Source organism: Achromobacter veterisilvae (assembly GCF_900496975.1).
In the GTDB taxonomy this organism is placed as follows: domain Bacteria; phylum Pseudomonadota; class Gammaproteobacteria; order Burkholderiales; family Burkholderiaceae_B; genus Achromobacter; species Achromobacter veterisilvae.
This window is the reverse complement of sequence record NZ_UFQC01000010.1, coordinates 114,140-129,496: the sequence shown is the minus strand read 5'-3', so window position 1 is coordinate 129,496 and position 15,357 is coordinate 114,140. Positions and strand designations below refer to the sequence as shown.

At 71.0% G+C, this 15,357-nt stretch carries 11 protein-coding genes; 7 read left to right on the top strand and 4 right to left on the bottom strand.

Annotated features, from left to right (window positions below; all coding sequences use genetic code 11):
- Window positions 1–9 precede the first annotated feature (9 nt).
- Window positions 10–816 (top strand): pyrroline-5-carboxylate reductase, encoded by an 807-nt coding sequence (gene proC, locus AVE30378_RS11460; protein ID WP_129240979.1) that lies wholly within the window; start codon window positions 10–12, stop codon window positions 814–816.
- On the opposite strand, the gene AVE30378_RS11455 is transcribed toward proC, so the two are convergent.
- Window positions 813–2,255 (bottom strand): MFS transporter, encoded by a 1,443-nt coding sequence (locus AVE30378_RS11455; RefSeq protein WP_129240978.1) that lies wholly within the window; start codon window positions 2,253–2,255, stop codon window positions 813–815. The two genes, proC and AVE30378_RS11455, sit on opposite strands and share 4 nt — an antisense overlap.
- A gap of 96 nt (window positions 2,256–2,351) precedes the next feature.
- On the opposite strand from AVE30378_RS11455, the gene AVE30378_RS11450 reads away from it, so the two are divergent.
- The 4 genes from AVE30378_RS11450 (at window position 2,352) to AVE30378_RS11435 (ending at window position 5,848) form a co-directional block, all read left to right on the top strand.
- Window positions 2,352–3,239 (top strand): helix-turn-helix transcriptional regulator, encoded by an 888-nt coding sequence (locus AVE30378_RS11450; RefSeq protein ID WP_129240977.1) that lies wholly within the window; start codon window positions 2,352–2,354, stop codon window positions 3,237–3,239.
- A gap of 87 nt (window positions 3,240–3,326) precedes the next feature.
- On the top strand, window positions 3,327–4,220 hold the full coding sequence (locus AVE30378_RS11445) for a DMT family transporter (RefSeq protein ID WP_129240976.1): 894 nt from the start codon (window positions 3,327–3,329) through the stop codon (window positions 4,218–4,220).
- 60 nt (window positions 4,221–4,280) lie between these two features.
- On the top strand, window positions 4,281–5,006 hold the full coding sequence (locus tag AVE30378_RS11440; protein ID WP_208742380.1) for a PadR family transcriptional regulator: 726 nt from the start codon (window positions 4,281–4,283) through the stop codon (window positions 5,004–5,006).
- Between the two features lie 26 nt (window positions 5,007–5,032).
- Window positions 5,033–5,848: a siderophore-interacting protein gene (locus AVE30378_RS11435; protein ID WP_129240975.1), complete on the top strand. Its 816-nt coding sequence runs from the start codon at window positions 5,033–5,035 to the stop codon at window positions 5,846–5,848.
- A 206-nt stretch (window positions 5,849–6,054) separates the two neighbouring features.
- On the opposite strand, the gene AVE30378_RS11430 is transcribed toward AVE30378_RS11435, so the two are convergent.
- Complete coding sequence (locus AVE30378_RS11430) at window positions 6,055–6,930, bottom strand: LysR family transcriptional regulator (RefSeq protein WP_129240974.1); 876 nt, start codon at window positions 6,928–6,930, stop codon at window positions 6,055–6,057.
- Between the two features lie 104 nt (window positions 6,931–7,034).
- On the opposite strand from AVE30378_RS11430, the gene AVE30378_RS11425 reads away from it, so the two are divergent.
- Entirely contained in the window at window positions 7,035–7,895 is an 861-nt protein-coding gene (locus tag AVE30378_RS11425) for an isocitrate lyase/PEP mutase family protein (protein ID WP_129240973.1), read from the top strand.
- Window positions 7,896–7,916: 21 nt separating this feature from the next.
- Here the strand turns inward: AVE30378_RS11425 and AVE30378_RS11420 are convergent, their stop codons facing one another.
- Together AVE30378_RS11420 and AVE30378_RS11415 are read right to left on the bottom strand one after the other, a co-directional pair.
- Entirely contained in the window at window positions 7,917–10,793 is a 2,877-nt protein-coding gene (locus tag AVE30378_RS11420) for a WG repeat-containing protein (RefSeq protein WP_129240972.1), read from the bottom strand.
- A complete protein-coding gene (locus AVE30378_RS11415) occupies window positions 10,790–13,819 on the bottom strand; it encodes a WG repeat-containing protein (protein ID WP_129240971.1) in 3,030 nt (1,009 codons plus the stop codon). Before AVE30378_RS11415 ends, AVE30378_RS11420 begins: the two co-directional genes overlap by 4 nt.
- A 295-nt stretch (window positions 13,820–14,114) precedes the next feature.
- Here AVE30378_RS11415 and AVE30378_RS11410 point away from each other — a divergent pair, with 295 nt between their 5' ends.
- Window positions 14,115–15,356 carry an MFS transporter gene (locus AVE30378_RS11410; protein ID WP_129240970.1) on the top strand — a complete coding sequence of 414 codons (1,242 nt, stop codon included), beginning with the start codon at window positions 14,115–14,117 and terminating at the stop codon, window positions 15,354–15,356.
- Window position 15,357: the final 1 nt, after the last annotated feature.

Genomic DNA, 15,357 nt, shown 5'->3' with positions numbered 1-15,357 from the left:
AGGAACACTATGCGCGAGAAAATCGTTTTCATCGGCGGCGGCAACATGGCCTGCGCCCTCATCGACGGCCTGCTCGGCCAGGGCCGGGCGTTGGCCGACTTCCTGGTGATCGAACCCTATGCGCCCACCAGTGACGCCCTGGCCGCGCGCGGGCTGGACTGCCGCGCAACCGCCGGCGCCGAACTGGGCGGTGCCGCGCTGTGCGTGCTGGCCACCAAGCCGCAGGTCCTGCGCGAGGCCTGCGGGCAGGTCCGGCTGCACCTGCCGGCGGGCGTCACCGTGGTCAGCATCGCGGCGGGGGTGGAACTCGCGGCGCTGACGGATTGGCTGGGCGGCCACGCGCGCATCGTGCGCGCCATGCCGAACACGCCGGCCAAGGTGGGCCTGGGCATGACCGGCCTGTACGCCACGGCGGCTTGCGGTCCGGCGGAACGAGAGCGGGTGGACTCGCTGTTCGCCGCCGTGGGCGAGCGGATCTGGACCGGCAGCGAAGCCATGATCGACGCCGTTACCGCGGTGACCGGCAGCGGGCCGGGCTACGTGTTCCATTTCATGGCGGCGCTGGAACAGGGCGCCGCCGAACTGGGCTTCGCGCCCGCCGACGCGCGCCGGCTGGCGGTGTCCGCGTTCCGCGGCGCGGCCGCGCTGGCGGCCAGCGAAGATACCGCGCTGACCGAATTGCAGGACCGGGTCACTTCCAAGGGCGGCACCACCCATGCCGCGCTGTCGCACATGCGGGCGGCGGGCGTGGCCCAGGCGATCGCGCAGGCCGTGCACAAAGCCGAACAGCGCGCGCGCGAACTGTCGGCGGGCTAGGGCCGGCGGCCCAGCCACCACAGCAGGGCCGCGGCCGCCGCGATCGCCGCCACGTTGAACTGCAAGGCGCTGGCGAACGCCCGCGCGTGGCACTCGGCCGCGCCGGCGCCGCCGCAGGCCCGCAGTGTGCCGCCGAACAGCATGCCCGCCGCGGATACGCCCAGCGCCGCGCCGATCTGCTGCAAGGTCGACACGATGCCTGCCGCCATGCCGGCCTGGCGGTCGCCGACGAATCCCAGCGCCAGGTTCACCAGGGGCGTGTTGACCGCGCCTTGCGCCGCGCCCAGCCACACCAGGACGGGCACCAGCGACCACGGATCCAGGCTGGCGCCGGCCGCGCCCACGCGCAGCATCAGGGCCGCCGTCGCCCCGCCATACAGCAGGGCCGCCAGCGCGATGGCCGGCGTGCCGAAGCGCGCGGCCAGCCGGGGCGCGGCCATCGACCCGGCCACGAAGCCCACGCTGGCCGGCGCGAAGATCAGGCCGGCCGCCAGGGCGTCCAGTCCGAAGCCCGTCTGCACCAGCAGGGCATAGCAGAGGAACAGCGCGCTGGCGGTCGAGAACACCAGCATCACCAGCAGGCAGCCTGCCGCGAACCGCGGCTGGGCCAGCAAGGCCATGTCGACCAGCGGCGCGCCGCCCCGGGCGCCGATGCGGCGCTGCATCCGCGCGAACAGCGCCAGCGCGGCGGCGGACGCGGCGCCGCAGGCCACCGTCCAGGCGGGCCAGTGCCGCTGCGGGCCTTCGATCAAGGCCAGCAGCAGCAAGGCCAGGCCCGCGCCCACCAGCGCCGCGCCGGGCCAGTCCATGTCCGCGCCGGAAGGTTCGCGGGATTCGGGGATGTGGCGGGCCAGCCGCCAGGCCAGCAGGCCCAGGGGCACGTTGATCAGGAAGATGCCGCGCCACGCGAGGCCGAACAGGTCGGCGTGCACGATCCAGCCGCCCAGCACCTGTCCGGCGATGGCGGCCAGGCCCAGCGTCATCCCCAGCAGCCCGAAGGCGCGCCGCCGCGCGTGCCCCTCGTAGCTGACGCGGATCAGCGCATACACCTGCGGAAAGAGCATGGCTGCCGCCACGCCTTGCAGGATGCGCGCGGCGATCAGCGTGCCGGCGGTGGGCGCCAGCCCGCACAGCGCCGAGGCGAACGCGAAGCCCGCCATGCCCAGCATGAACATGCGCCGCCTGCCGTGGCGGTCCCCCAGGCGGCTGCCCGCGATCAGCAGCACGCCGTAGGCCAGTTCGTAGGCGGCGATGACGAAACCGATCTGCGCGAAGCTGGCGGACAGGGTGGCCTGCATGCTGGGGATGGCGACGTTGACCACGAACAGGTCGAAGATCGTGATGAAGCCGCCCGACAGCAGGACGGCCAGGCCCAGGCGGCCCATGGCGGCCGGAACGGGCGCGCGGGCGCCGGGGCGGGAAAGCGTGGTGGAAGTCATGGACAGCGCCATCGGATGAAGATGGACGCTATTCTGGTGAGGCTTTCTACCTTATACAATTTAGCTGTTTATGCTATTACTGATTGCAATACGGCCATGACCGAAACCGCGATGTCCCGGCGCCTGGAGCGCACCCGCGCCGACCTGTCCGAATTCCTGCGGCTGCGCCGCGCGCGGATCGGTCCCGCCGAACTCGGGCTGCCCGCCGGCGGCCGCCGGCGCACGCCCGGGCTGCGCCGCGAAGAGGTGGCCGTGCTGGCCGGGGTGGGCCTGGCCTGGTACACGTGGTTCGAACAGGGCCGCAACATCGGCGTGTCGGCCGGTTTTCTCGAAAACCTCGCGCGCGTGCTGAAGCTGGACGCGGCCGAACGCCGGCACCTGTACCTGCTGGCGCACCAGCGCCCTCCGTCCGAACCGGGGCGCACCTGGTGCACGGTGCCGGCGCAGGTGCGCCGCCTGATGGACGACCTGCCCGCCCGGCCCGCCTACATCCTGAACCTGCGCTGGGACGTGGTGGCGTGGAACGCGGCCGCGGACCGCGTGTTCGATTTTTCGGCGCAGGCGCCGGGCCGCCGCAACCTGCTGTGGATGCTGTTCGCGGATCCGGCGATGCGGCAGTTGTTCGTGGACTGGCCGTCGCAGGCGCCCGCGATGCTGTCCACCTTCCGGCGCGACTTCGCCAGCGCGGCCGGCGAGCCCGACGTCGCGGAACTGGTGGACGAGCTGGAACGCGTGTCGCCGGACTTCAAGGCCTGGTGGCGCGAACACGACGTGCACGGGGCGTGCATCGGCCTGCGCAGTCTGCGGATCGGGCCCCTGGGCGAACTGGCGTTCGAGCACGCGACCCTCTCGGTCGATGAGAGCCGGCACCTGCGCCTGGTGGTCTACGCGCCCGCGCCCGGCGAACCCCGGGCGGCGGACTTCGCGCGCTGGCTGGAGGCCCCCGGCGCCGATGCGCCCCGCGCGCGTGGCTCCAGAGAATAGGCGCGCCGTGGGTCTACGGGCCGGCCGGGGGCGGCTCCTATAGTCGGTCTTCCTTTTCGACCCTTTCCGCGGATGCCGCCGCCCGCCATGTCCAACGCCGCGCTTTCCCGCCGCAACGCGCTCCTGCTCCTGGGCGTGGTGGTGCTGGCCTGGGGCTTCACCTGGGTCGTCAACAAGCTCCTGCTGCAATACATGACGCCCATCTGGGCCGCCGCCGCGCGCAGTATCGCGGGCACCGCGGCGCTGCTGGCGCTCGGCCTGGCCTTGCGCCGGGTGGCATGGCCCGTAAAGGCCGACATCCCCGTCATCCTCAGTGTGGGCCTGTTGCACATGGGCGCCTTCGCGGCCCTGGTCAGCCTGGGGCTGCAATACGTGCCCGCGGGCCGCTCGGTCGTGCTGGCGTACACCACGCCGCTCTGGGTGATCCCGGGCGCCTGGCTGTTCCTGGGCGAATCCATCGGGCGCGCACGCCAGGCCGGGCTGGCGCTGGGCATGCTGGGGCTGATCGTCATCTTCAACCCGCTCGCCTTCGACTGGCACAACCGCGAGGCGCTTGCCGGCAATGGCCTGATCCTGCTGGCGGCCCTGTGCTGGGCGGCCAACATCGTCTACGTGCGCGCCCACCGCTGGGTCACGCCGCCGTTCGAACTCGCGTTCTGGCAAGCCTTGCTGGCGTCGGCGGCGCTGTCGGCCGTGGCGTTCGCGGCCGAAGGCGCGCCGGCGGTCACGTGGAGCGCGGACCTGGGCTGGCTGCTGGGCTACGCCGGCCTATTCGGCATCGCGGTGGCGTACTGGGCGGCCGTCACCGTCAACCGGGCCTTGCCCGCGGGCGTCACGTCCATCGGCCTGCTGGGCGTGCCCGTGTTCGGCTTGCTGTGTTCCGCCGTGGTCCTGCATGAGCCGGTCAGCGCCTCGCTGCTGGCGGGCATGGCGCTGATCGTGACCGGCATCGCGGCGGGAGTCGCCGAACGCCGCGCTTGACTGCCGGGGGGTGATGTATCGTAAGATATATATCGTAAGATACATATCGAGGAATATCCCATGCGCCATCCCCAATTCCTGACCGCGTTCGCGCGCGGCCCGCGCCGCGCGCAGCACAAGGCCCACGGCCATGCCCACCCGCACGAGCGCGACGGCCGCCATGCCCATCACCAGCGCCACGCCAGCGCCGGCGGCGACTGGTTCGCGGGCTCGCCCGACGGCCGCGGAGACCCCGACGGTTTCGGCGGCGACGGGCGCGGCTGGACGCGCAGCCGCAAAGTCAGCGCCGACGATCTGCAACTCATGCTGCTGGGCCTGCTTGAGCAGAACCCCAGCCACGGCTATGAACTCATCAAGGCGCTCGGCGCGCTCAGCAACGGCTTCTACACACCCAGCCCGGGCATGGTCTATCCCGCGCTGACCTACCTGGAGGAACTGGGCTACGCCACGGTCGAGCAGGCCGGCGCGAAAAAGCGCTACCACCTGGCGGAGCCGGGCCGCGCGCACCTGGACGGCAACCGCGAACGCCTGACCATGATGTTCAACAAGTTCAAGCACGTCGCGCGCAAGATGGACTGGATGCGCCAGGCCTGGAGCGGCCAGCCGCGCAGCACCGGCCCCGAAGGCGAGGACACCGCGACCGGCTGGCTGCCGGAGTTCGTCGCGGCCCGCCAGGCGCTCAAGCGCGCGCTGCTGGAGCGCACCGAAGCCAATCCCAAAGAACAACGGCGCATCGCGGCCATCCTGGCGCGCGCCACCGATGAAATCACGGGCGTCTGTTCCTGATTTCCGACCTCATTCCTGGAGTATTCATGACCCGTACCGACCTTAATGTCGAACGCGTCCGCCACGATCTGAAGATGCGCGCGCTGACCGTGGCCAGCGTTGAACGCATCGCCGGCCTGCTGGCCCGCGTCACCTTCACCGGCGACGACCTGCACGACTTCGTGTCCGCCTCGTTCGACGACCACGTGAAGCTGTTCTTCCCCGAAGATCCCTCGCAGCCGCCCGCCCTGCCGACGGCCGGCCCCGACGGCGTCAAGTTTCCCGAGGGCGCGCCCAAGCCCGCCGCCCGCGACTACACGCCGCGCCGCTACGACACGGCGCGCAAGGAACTCGTCATCGATTTCGTGCTGCATGGCGACGGCCCCGCCTCGACCTGGGCCGAGCAGGCCGCGCCCGGCCAGCAACTGGGCATCGGCGGGCCGCGCGGTTCTTTCGTGGTGCCCACGGGCTTCGACTGGCACGTGCTGATCGGCGACGAAACCGCCTTGCCGGCCATCGCCCGCCGCCTGGAAGAACTGCCCGCCGCCGCGCAGGCGCTGGTGCTGATAGAAGTGCCGGCCGAATCGAACGAGATCCCGCTGGCCACCCGCGCCCAGGCGTCCGTCCGCTGGCTGCACCGCAACGGCACCGCGCCTGGCCACAGCATCCTGCTGCTGGACGCGGCGCGCGAACTGCGCCTGCCGCCGGGCGAGGGCTATGTCTGGGTCGCGGCGGAGTCCGCCGTGGCCAAGGCCCTGCGGGAGATCATGGTGGGGCGGCACGGCATCGACAAGAGCCGCATCCGCGCCGCCAGCTACTGGAAGCGGGGAGCGGCGGCCGTGCACGAATCGCACGAGGGGTGAGCGCTCCTGCCCGGTGTCTGGCACCTGAGACGGGGGCGCCATGCCAAGTGTCTGACACCCCTACGAAACGCCCGTCAGTCCGAGCCAACGCCACACGGGTGTCAGACACCCGGGGTGAGCTGGCCGCATGCGTGTGGCTGTCTCGTACGGGTGTCAGACACCTGAGACGGGTCGCCATGCCAAGTGTCTGACACCCCCATGCACAGCTACCCGGCCAACTCCACCAGATTCCTCACCCGTTCCCCTATCCCTTCCCGCCGCACCGCCAGCCCCAGCACCGCCCGCGGCCAGTCCAGCGCGAAAGGGCGGTACACCACGCCGTCGGGGCGCAGATGGCGCAAGGATGCGGGCACGATCGCCACGCCCATGCCCGCGGCCACCAGGTTCACGGCCGACGACAACTGCGGCGCGCGCTGCCCGATCAGCGGGTTCAGGCCATGCTGCCGGCAGGCCGCCATGATGTCGGCGCTGAGCCCATAGCCGGACTTGCGCGAATACAGGATGAAGCGTTCCCGCTCCAGGTCGGCGGGCGCCAGCCGCTTGCGCCGCGCCAGCGGGTGGCCCAGCGGCAGCGCCACCACCAGCGGTTCCTGCGCCAACTGGGTGAACGCCAGTCCGCCGTCCAAGGCGAAGGGCGGGCGCACGAAGGCGGCGTCGATCGCGCCGCTGCGCAACTGCGCCACCAGCGTTTCGCTGTCGCCTTGCGACAGCGTCATTTCCACGTCCGGATACCGTTGCCGGTACTGCCGGATCAGTTCGGTCACCACGCCGTTGAATGACGCGGATTCCGTGAATCCCAGGGTCAGTTCGCCGACCTCGCCGCGCGCCGCGCGCTGCGCGGCCAGGACGGCGGCCTGCGCCCGCTGAAGAATGTCCTGCGCGCAGGCGAGGAAGGCGCGGCCCGCGTCGTTCAGGACGACGCCGCGGCCGGTGCGGTCGAACAGCGGCGTGCCGACCTCCCGCTCCAGTTGGCGGATCTGCTGGGACAGCGGCGGCTGCGCCATGCCCAGTTGTTCCGCCGCGCGCGTGAAGTGCTGGGCCTCGGCGGTGGCGACGAAGTAGCGCAGATGGCGGAGTTCCATATAGATACTTAAAAAGTACTGATTATAAATTTTCCATATATTGGACATTCTAGTCCGGCAGGCCGATCATGAATGCATCGACCCACGTCCGCAAAGGAATCTCCATGACCGCCTCTCCCAAACCCAGCACCCTGTTGCGCCAGCGCCTGGCCGAGGACATCGTCGTGGCGCCCGGCGCCTACGACGGCATGTCGGCCCGGCTGGTGGCCGCGGCCGGCTTTCCGGCCGTCTACGCCAGCGGCGGCGCCATCGCGCGCGCCGCCGGCTATCCCGACATCGGCCTGCTCAGCTTCACCGAGGTGATGGACCGGGTGGAGAAGATCGTGGACGCCAGCGGCCTGCCGGTGGTGGCGGACGCCGATACGGGCTTCGGCGGATCGGCCAACGTGGAGCGCACCGTGCGCATCATGGAGCGGGCCGGCGTGGCCGCCTTCCACATCGAGGACCAGTCCTTCCCCAAGCGCTGCGGCCACCTCGACGACAAAAGCCTGATCGACGCCGACGAAATGTGCCGCAAGGTGCACATCGCGCGCCAGACCTTGAGCGACCCCGATGCGCTCGTGATCGCCCGCACCGACGCCATCGCCGTCGAAGGCTTCGACGCCGCGCTGGCCCGCGCGGAGCGCTACCTGAAGGCGGGGGCGGACATGCTGTTCGTGGAAGCGCCCGAGACGCCGGAGCAGATCCGCGCCATCGCCGAGCGCCTGCCCGGCCTGAAGCTCATCAACATGTTCTACGGCGGCAAGACGCCGCTGGTGCCGCTGCCCGACCTCGCGGCGATGGGCTACCGCCTGGTCATCATTCCGTCGGACCTGCAGCGCGCCGCCATCCATGCCATGCAGGCCACGCTGGCGGCCATCCGCCAGACCGGGGACAGCAGCGCCCTGGCCGACCGGCTGACCAGCTTCAAGGAACGCGAGGAAATCGTGCAGACCCGCCGCTACCTGGCGCTGGACACGCAATAGGCGTCCAGCGCCGGGCGGGCGCTACCTGCGGCAGCGCCGCGGCAGGGTCAACGGCCACAGCCGCTGGTTGTGGGAGCCGTACAGCGCGCGCACGCCGCATTCCATCGCGACGCGCGCCACCTGCCGGCTGGTGGGGTCGATGATCATCGACATGTCCATCGTGGACACGACGGCGCGCCGCTCCCGGAACGGCGAGACGGTGTCGTACGCGGGCAGGATGGCCAGCCGGCCATGGGCGTCCGCGTAGCCGTAGGCGCGGTCCGTATAGACGGGCGCCAGGCCCTCGCGCAGCGGTCCCAGCGCGTCGAACGCGGGGCCGGTCAGCGCGCCCTTGGCGTCGATCGCGCGCATGGCGCTGCTCGACAACTGAGTTACGGCGAACCCTTCCGAGTAGCCGGACGCATGGCCGTCGACCGTGAAGCGGACCTTGCCGTCGAGACCGGCGTAGTCCGTTTTCTGCTTGCCGGCCGCGCTGTAGCGCCGCAGCAGCGTGGCGGAGTCCCGAGGCCAGCTCCATTCCCCGGCGGACAGCGCGGCGACGGTCTTGCCTTGCGCGTCGATCAGGCGGGCGCCGTCATCGTCGGTCAGCAGGGCGCGGGCGGGCGAGCCGCGGAACGTGCCGGCGACGGCCGCGCCGGGGGCGATCTGCCACTGGCCCCGTGCGTCCAGATAGCCGCTGCGCGGGGCGCGGCGGATTTCCATCCAGTCACCCAGCCGGGCGTAGGTGGCGTCTTCCATGTCCAGCGCGTCGGCGCCATCGGGCGAGACGATCCAGCGGCGCTTGCCGTCGCCGGCCACGATGGCGCCGTCGTCCATGCCGGCCCGCAGCCCCGGCAGGAACGCGGTCAGCGCGCGGCCCTGGGCATTGAACAGGGCGGCGGGGCGCGTGTACTCGTCCGGTTGCGGTCCGGCCTGCTGCACCCTCCACACCTGCGCGTTGACGCGTTCGGCGCCGTGGTGGCTGGCCGGCACGATCCAGCGGCCCTGCAAGTCGATGACGCCCGCCCGGTCCGGCCCCAGCGAGGCCACGGCCTGCCCATCCTGGAATTCGCCGATGTCGCGGTAGCGGGGCGGCGAGATTTCCTTGCCGGCCAGGAAGTCGTACAGGCCCCAGGGGGCGTCCTCGGCCGCCGTTTCCAGGAAGCGGACCACGCCGGGCGCGACGATGTCCGTCTCGAAATAATCGGGCAGCGCGTAGGTCTTGCCGTCGCGGTCGATCATGCGGCTCTCGCCGTCGGCGTAGGCCAGCGCATAGCCGTGGCGGAATGCGCCGATGTGCTGCTGCGCGGGCAGGTCCATGGGCTTGCCGGAGGCATCCAGCAGCCGCATGCCGTCGGCCGTTTCGGCGGCGTAGCGCAATTGCTCCGCCTTCAGTTCGCTGCGTGCCGGCCTACCGTAGTCGTCGTAGTCGCTGGCGCCGTCCAGCGGGATCACCGCGTTCCAGGACGGATCGGCCGCGATACTACCGTCGGCCAGCACCAGGCCCGCGCCCGTGTCGCTGCCGCAATGGCAATGGCCTTGCGAGAGCACGCCGAGCGCGCCGCCGGGAACGTCCAGCGGCAGTTGCTTGAGCGCCATTTCCTGCGCGGCCTGCACCGCCTCGGGTTGCAGCAGCGCGCGGCCGTCGCCGTCCAGCACGTTCAGCAGCCCACCGTCCTTGAAGAGCCACAGCTTGCCCTGGCGCACCTCCATCCGCCCGATCTCGGCCAGCCAGGCGGGCGCGGCGGCTCCGTGCAGCCAGACGCCCTTGGGCGTCAGCAGGCCGGCGGGGATGCTTTCCGCATTCGTGAACAGCACGTAGCCCTGGTCGTCGGCCGCGGCGGACAGGCCCGCGCCCAGCGCCAGCGGCTCGGCGAGGCCCGGCGCCAGCGCCATGAGCCTGCCGCCGGAAGGGTAGAGGAGGGTGTCGCCGTAGCGCCTGGAACCGTAGGCCTCGTCCGCGTTCAGCTTGGCCACGGGCGCGCCCGCGGCGTCCAGGATGGCATAGCTGCCGCGGGCCAGCTCCGCGCTCCAGAAAGCCTTGCCCAGGGGAGACAGGTCCTGGTAGCCGCCGTCCTCGCCGATCGGCTTGCCTTGCGCGTTCAGCAGCACCGCGCCGCGCGGGCCGTAGGCCGTGGCCAGCGCGCCGTCTTCGCCGGGCGCCGAGATGTCCTGGTAGACGGGGTCCAGCACCCAGTTCCAATCCTTGTCCAGCAGCCCATACTTGTCCTGGTCGGTGACCGCGACGTACAGGTCCTTTCCGTAGAGCTTGGCCAACCGGATGCCGGCGTCGCCGAAGCGGCGCTCGCCGGTGCTGGAGCGGTACTCCATCTTGTATTCCACCGTCGCGAGGGCCGGCACCCCGTCCTGCAGGTGCAGGCCGATCACGCCCGGGTCGAACGGTTCGCCGACCGCATTGCCCCGCCGGTCGATGAGCCGTTGCCGGCCGTCCTGCGTGGCCACGGCCAGGCCGATCTCGGCATAGCCTTGCACGGCGTCGAACTGCGGCCGCACCGCCATCCGGCCGCGGGTGTCGATGAAGCCCCACTTGCCCTGCCATTTGACGGGGGCGAGGCCGTGGCGGAAGTCGCCCGCCGCTTCGAAGATCGGCGGAATCGCCAGCCTGCCGTTCTGGTCCAGGAAACCCCAGGCATGGCGGCGCAGCGTTCCGTCGCCCGGCGCCCGGCCCGCGCCTTCCAGCGCGGACGGCAGCAGCACCGCCGCGCGCCCGTCCGACAGCGCGCGGATGCAGCCGTTGGCGTAGGGGCTGCCCGTGCCGGCGTCGGCGTGGGAAAAGCCGCCGTAGGGCAGATCGTCCAGGCAGGAGGAATGGCCGTATTGCGCCTGGGCGGACAGGGACGCGCCCAGCGCGGCCAGGGCGCAGGCAAGGCGGGTGATGCGTAGTGCGCTGGGCTTCATGGTTGTTCCGCGTTGGCGTTGCCGGGGGCGAGTTCGAACTTGTCGGCCGTGGGGCAGCTCATTTTCTTTTGCGGCCAGGTGATCCTGCCGACGTCGTCCAATATCGTCACCGTGTCGCACACCACGACGAACGTCGCGATGGGGGCTCCCTTCGTATCGATGAATTGGGTGAATCCGTCCTGCCGCACCAGCGCGCGGCCTTCCTGGAAGTCCGCGGCCCAGGTGTAGCGGGGCGGGATTGCATAGCGTCCGGTCAGGTCGATGTAGCCGTAGAACTTGCCGGTGCGCTGCAGGCGCTGCGCCACGGCCAGCCCGTCCTTCAACGGGCCCAGCGAGTCGAAGTGCGGTCCCACGATGCGCTTGCCGCTGGCATCGACGAAGCCTTGCCTGCCGTTGCCGCCGTCGCCGCGATAGACCGCCACGCCTTCGCTGGCGCTGCGGTCCCGCACGCTGTACGTGCCCGGGATACGGGTGATCTCGACGCCTTGCAGGTCCGTCATGACGCTGCTGGACGTTGCGTCGTCATGGAAGACGAGGCGCTTCATGGTCGCCAGCGGCATGCCATCGCCCCGCTTCGCCAGCACGGTCCTGCCGTTCTGGTCGATCAGGCGGTAGTTCGATCCGTCATAGGCGCGCGCCAGGCCTTCGGGCTGCACGAAGAAGGGATTGAATTCGCCGTAGAGGGCGGGGATCTTCATGTCGCCCCTGGCGTCGATGGCGCCTTCGCGGTCTTCGCTTTCGATGTAGATCCAGTCCTCGTACTGCTCCTTGCGCTTCGGCCTGCTGTCTGAAAGGCGGAAGGCGCCGCCGCGCGTGTCGAACAGCATGGTGCCCGCATCCGCGAGTTCGCCGATGTAGCGCCCGTCCTTCTGCTTCGTCGGCTTTTCGGCCAGGCGTTCGCTGGCCTTGCCGGTGCGCAGGTCGACCAACCGGTAGGCGCGGTCGGAGTGGCCGCCGCGGCGCGATCTGGATTCGGCCCCGGGGATCAGCATGAGGCCGTCGCCCAGGTATTCGAGGTCGTAGGCGCTTTCGTAGGCGGCGGGCAGCGCCCACTTGCCCTTGCGGTCGATCACGCCCCAGCGCCCCTGGTCCTCGACCTTGGCCCAGTCGTCCTCGAACTTCTCGATGCTTTCATAGGCCGGCTTGAGCACGGGCGCGCCGTCGCGCACGCTCCAGACGCCCCAGCGCTGCTCCCGGTTCTCGTCCGGTTCGCGATAGAGGATGAGGTCGCCGTCGAATTCCATGGCGCCGTCCAGGACCGCGGCGGGGACGGCCGCGGGCTTGCCGCGCGCATCGATCAGCACGCTGTCGCGGCGCGTCGTTCCCGGCATGCGCGCCCAGGCGTAGGCTCCGCGGAACGGGCGGATCTCCGTGAAACGCGGCGGGATGGCCCAATTGCCGTCGGCGTCGATGGCGCCGGCCTTGCCGTCGCGGGTCCGGACCGGCAAGGGCAGGCTGGCGTCGTAGGCGGAGATGTCGTCCCAGTCCGCGTTCGTCACGATCCTGCCCGACGGCGTCAGGATGCCCGTCGCCTGCGAGTAGTCGTGCGGGCGCAGGAGCGCCAGGGGCAGCCTGGCCGGGGGCTTGCCGCCGCGCGCGCGGTCGCGCTGCTCGAAGGGGGTGACGCGATAGGCCCGAAGCTGCGCGATGGTGGCCGCGTCCAGCAGGGGACTGCCGTCGCGGGCGTATACCTGCGCCAGCCCGCCGTCGCTGATTTCCGCGCCGGCGGCCGCGGAGGTTGCGGCCTCCACCGCTGCGGCTGCGGCTGCCGCGGGCGCGCTGACGGCCTCGACCATGGGAGGAGGCGGCATGCCAGGCGCCGGCATGGCCACGTCGGCTGCGGCCTGCGCGCCAGAGTCGGCCGCGGCTTCCTCCGCAAGGGCCGCGTCTGCCTCGGCCGGCACGGCGCCTTCCGCCGCGCCGGCGTCCGCTTCCACGGCGTTGGCGGGCGGGACGCCGGAAACCCAGGCCTGCCCGTCGCGCACGTCCACGCTGCCCTGGCCGAGCGCGAGCTGCATGAATTTGCCGGCGGGATCGATCAGCAGCACGGCGTTGTCGTCGATCAGGAAGCGCCAGCCGTCCCGCTCCCGCATGCCCGCGTAGTCGGAGGCGAAGCGATGCAGGACCTTGCGTTGGCCGTCCAGCAGGAGCGCTTTGCCGCTGCGGTCGGGCTTGGCGAACCACAGGCCGGGAGCGATGAGCCGCAGTTGCTCGTAGCGCTCGGGGGAGAGCGCCTCGCCGCGGGTGTCCACGAATTGCCAGCGTTCGTCGCGGCGCACGGCCAGCACGCCGCCATCGCGCATCGGCGCCTCGCGGGACCGCAGCGTGTGCGGCGCAATGGCCCAGCCGCCGTCCGTGTCCAGCAGGCCCCACCAGCCGCCGTAGCGCGTGTCGCGCAATTGGGCCGGCAGATAGCCGCCGCTGGGCGCGGCCAGGCTCATCACGCCCTCGGGCAGCGTGACCGCCTTGCCGGTCGCGGCGTTGAACAGCCGCGGCGGCAGGGGCATTTCGATCGACGCCAGTTTCTGCCCGGGCTGGAAGCCCCAGGTGCGCGTGCCCAGGGGGAAGGTCTTGAGCGTCCTGCCCTGGCGGTCGATCAGCACGTCGCGGCCGTCTTCCTCGACCAGCGCGGTGCCTTCGGCATTGAAGCCCGTGGCGCGCGGGTAGCGCGGCGGGATGGCCCATTGGCCTTTGCGGTCGATGTAGCCCCAGAGATCGCCCTGGCTCACGGCGGCCAGGCCGTTCTGGAAAGGTTCGGCGTCGGTGTAGGCCGGCGCGATCGCCATGCGGCCTTGCTTGTCGATATAGCCCCAGCTTCCTTCGTCGTCGCCGGCCGACCCGGTCAGCACGGCCGCCAGGCCTTCGCGGTAGGGCTGCTGGCAGCCCGTGCCGGAGCCATCTTCGTAGAAGCTGGCGGCGCATCGGCGGAGCCAGTCGGACTGGGCTTGCGCCGCGCCCGGGACGGCGGCCAGGCCGCCCAGCGCCAGGGCCAGCGCCAGCGGTGTGAGTGCGAGCGGGGCCTTCATTGCGCGGCGCAGCGGAAGGGAGCCGCGAAAGCGTAAAGGCCGAGCGGAGCGTGCCACATGGTCGGATGCCTGCCAGAAAAGGACGGAAGGCAGCACTGTAACCACCCGTAGCAAGCAATAGCTCGATAAATGTAACTATAGAAAACGAAGCGTTAGCGCGCGGTTCGCGCGGCGCTGGCATTCCCGCCGGGCATGCAGCCGACGAAAAATAATCGGTTGAACCGAAGGCGCGGCGCCCCTGTAATAGGCAGCGTGCCCGCCTGAACGGGGGCGTAGCCCACTGCCGAGGTCCGCCATGCCCGCCCTGCGCAAGTCTCCGCTCGATGCGTCTCAACTCTGGTTGCTGGTCCTGGCCGGCGGCGTCGTCATGGGCCTGGCCCTGGGCGTGCGCCACGTGCAGGGCCTGTTCCTGCTGCCCGTCACGATGGACCGGGGCTGGAGCCGCGAAACCTTCGCCATGGCGATGGCGGTGCAGAATCTCACCTGGGGCATCGTCCAGCCCTTTACCGGCATGGTCGCGGACCGCTACGGATCCGCCAAGGTCATCGCGGGCGGGCTGGCGTGCTACGCGCTGGGACTGGCCGGCATGGCGCATGCCGCGACGCCCGCGGCCTTCCTGTGGACGGCGGGCGTGTGCATCGGCGTCGCCCTGTCGGGCACGGCGTTCGCCGTGATCTACGGCGCGTTGAGCCGCCTGGTGCCGCCGGAGCGCCGTAGCTGGGCGCTGGGCGTGGCGGGGGCGGTGGGCGGACTGGGCCAGTTCACCCTGGTGCCGGCCGCGCAATGGCTGATCGGCGGCTGGGGCTGGATCGCGGCCCTGCTGTCGTTCGCGGTCGTCTGCGCCATGCTGCTGCCCCTGGCGTTCCCGCTCAGGGAGCCCGCCAGCCGCTCGCAGGACGCGACCGCGCCGGATGCCGGGCTGTCCCTGGCCGCGGCCATCCGCGAAGCCTTCTCCCAGCCGGGGTTCTGGCTGCTGAACCTGGGCTTCCTCGCCTGCGGCTTCCAGTTGGCGTTCATCGGCACGCACCTGCCGGCCTATCTGATGGACAAGGGCCTGCGCGCGGCCGACGCGGTGGCCGCGCTGGCAATCATCGCGCTGGCCAACGTCATGGGCACCTACGTCTGCGGCATCCTGGGCGGCCATCACCGCCGCAAGTACCTGCTGGCGGGCATCTACCTGATCCGCGCCGCGGCCATTGCGCTGTTCGTGCTGCTGCCGCTATCGACGTGGACCGTGTACGTTTTCGCGGCCGTCATGGGCTTTGTCTGGCTGGGCACGGTGCCGCTGACCAACGGCCTGATCTCGCAGGTGTTCGGCGTGCGCTACATCACGACCCTGTTCGGTTTCGTGTTCTTCGGCCACCAGCTCGGTTCCTTCCTGGGCGTGTGGCTGGGCGGCATCGTGTTCGAGGCGACCGGTTCCTATGACGCGATCTGGCTGGGCGCGATGGCGCTGGGCGTGCTGTCGGCCGCGCTGCACTGGCCCATCGACGACCGCGAGATCCGCCGCGTCCGGCCCGCGGGCGCGGCGGGCTAGA

Coding starts and splice junctions, on each gene's coding strand:
- proC (WP_129240979.1), top strand. CDS start 10: ATGCGCGAGAAAATCGTTTTCATCGGCGGCGGCAACATGGCCTGCGCC.
- AVE30378_RS11455 (WP_129240978.1), bottom strand. CDS start 2,255: ATGACTTCCACCACGCTTTCCCGCCCCGGCGCCCGCGCGCCCGTTCCG.
- AVE30378_RS11450 (WP_129240977.1), top strand. CDS start 2,352: ATGACCGAAACCGCGATGTCCCGGCGCCTGGAGCGCACCCGCGCCGAC.
- AVE30378_RS11445 (WP_129240976.1), top strand. CDS start 3,327: ATGTCCAACGCCGCGCTTTCCCGCCGCAACGCGCTCCTGCTCCTGGGC.
- AVE30378_RS11440 (WP_208742380.1), top strand. CDS start 4,281: ATGCGCCATCCCCAATTCCTGACCGCGTTCGCGCGCGGCCCGCGCCGC.
- AVE30378_RS11435 (WP_129240975.1), top strand. CDS start 5,033: ATGACCCGTACCGACCTTAATGTCGAACGCGTCCGCCACGATCTGAAG.
- AVE30378_RS11430 (WP_129240974.1), bottom strand. CDS start 6,930: ATGGAACTCCGCCATCTGCGCTACTTCGTCGCCACCGCCGAGGCCCAG.
- AVE30378_RS11425 (WP_129240973.1), top strand. CDS start 7,035: ATGACCGCCTCTCCCAAACCCAGCACCCTGTTGCGCCAGCGCCTGGCC.
- AVE30378_RS11420 (WP_129240972.1), bottom strand. CDS start 10,793: ATGAAGCCCAGCGCACTACGCATCACCCGCCTTGCCTGCGCCCTGGCC.
- AVE30378_RS11415 (WP_129240971.1), bottom strand. CDS start 13,819: ATGAAGGCCCCGCTCGCACTCACACCGCTGGCGCTGGCCCTGGCGCTG.
- AVE30378_RS11410 (WP_129240970.1), top strand. CDS start 14,115: ATGCCCGCCCTGCGCAAGTCTCCGCTCGATGCGTCTCAACTCTGGTTG.